The 1,619-nt window shown below is 71.8% G+C and carries 1 protein-coding gene; it reads right to left on the bottom strand.

From position 1 onward, the window contains the following. Positions 1-61: 61 nt before the first annotated feature. The coding region (locus ABZY57_RS32720) for an RICIN domain-containing protein (protein ID WP_356518181.1) at positions 62-1,619 on the bottom strand (1,558 nt) is incomplete at its 5' end.

Genomic DNA, 1,619 nt, shown 5'->3' with positions numbered 1-1,619 from the left:
GCGCGGGGTCGGGCGGGGCGCCGGGGCCGTCCCCCGGAGGGGACTTCGGGGGCTGCCGGGGTCAGCCGGCCTTCTGCACGGTCCAGACCTGCGTCGCACGCTTGTCGGCGCGCTGGAGGTCGAGCAGCCAGTTCCCGTAGTACGGACGGCTGCTCACGGTCAGTGCGAAGCCGCCGCTCGGGTCCGTGACGCTGACCGCGCCGCCGCGGGTGGTCAGTTTCCAGTTCTGCGCACCGGAGCGTCCGCAGGCCTGCTGTGCGACCCACATGCCCGCGGCGGGAGTGCCGCCCGGCTGCAGGCACTTGCCGGAGACGGCGGAGCGGATGCGGACCAGTCCGCTGCCCGCGTCGTCGAAGTACCACTGCTGCTGCGCGTACCCGTTGGAGCGCGCCCCGACGAGCACAGTGCCGTCGGCGCCGCGCCCGCCCCAGATCTCGGCGGCCATGCCGGTGCTTCCGTTGCCGAGCAGGTACCGGGTCCCGGGGGTCGTCGTGCCGCCGCCCGGGCCCTTCGTGCGGAAGGAAGCGGCCTTGCCCGCTCCGCTGTCCCGGCCGGCGGCGTCCCGGACGGAGACGGCGACGGTGTAGGAGGTGTCGGGCCGGAGGTTGTAGACGCGCAGCACCGGAGACTGGACCCAGCCCAGGTGCTTGCCGTTCAGCAGGACCTGGTACCAGGCGGCTCCCTCGACCTTGGGCCAGCTCACGACGGCGGAGTCCGACTGGATCTGAGCAACCGTCACGGCCGGTCCGCCCGTGGGCTTCTTGGTCGGGCTGGGCGTCGGCTTCTTGGTCGGCGAGGGGCTGGGGCTCGGGTTGGGGCCGGGGTCGGTGCCGCCGCCCCTGTTCTTCATCAGGAACTGGTTGTCGGCGATGTTCCAGTGGGTGGCCAGGTAGCTGCCGGCCTTGGGGCTGGTGTGGAAGTAGTCGTCGTGGTTGCAGTCCAGGATGTTCTCGGAGGCCCGGTTGGTGCAGACGTTGCGCATCTGTGGGTAGTACGGGGTGTCCGAGTAGCACATGACGTCGAACTCGTCGGTGCAGTGCGCGCCGCGGCTGGTGTTCGGGGCGCTGTTGTTGACCGCTCCCAGGTTGTGGCCGAGTTCGTGCGCCGCGGTGTGGCCGCCCCAGCAGCCGGAGTCCGTACGCCCGTAGGAGGGGCCGAAGTTGCTCAGGTTGGCCTGGCCGGGCCGCTCGTCGCCGTTGAAGGTGCCTATGCCGCAGTAGACCTGGGTGTCCGCGAAGATCATGTACTTGCGGTCGCGGCGGTCGAGCCCCTTGCCGGCGAGGGCGGCGTTGGTCGCGCTGAACTCCGCGAGCGCGGAGTCCGGGAGCTCGATGTTGAGCACGGTCGGGGTGCAGTCGGCGGCCGTCACGTAGCGGATGTGCCGGACGCCCCCGGTCTCCTGGGCGCTGGCGGAGTAGATGAGGTCGGCGTCGGCCGCCCACTTGCGGAACGAGGCCACGTACTCGGAGTAGCGGTCACGGCCGGGGCCGTGGACATATACGACCTGGACGCGGTTGCCCGTGCTGCCGTCTCCGTCGCACTGGACGGTCTGGCCCGCGGGGCCGGCGGCGACGGCTTGGCCGGCGGCGGAGGGCGCGGGCGCGGCGGACTTGTCGGCC

This window comes from Streptomyces sp. NPDC006450, from assembly GCF_040612195.1.
Lineage (GTDB): Bacteria > Actinomycetota > Actinomycetes > Streptomycetales > Streptomycetaceae > Streptomyces.
The sequence above is the reverse complement of the archived record's forward strand: the minus strand, read 5'-3'. Positions and strand labels throughout refer to the sequence as shown.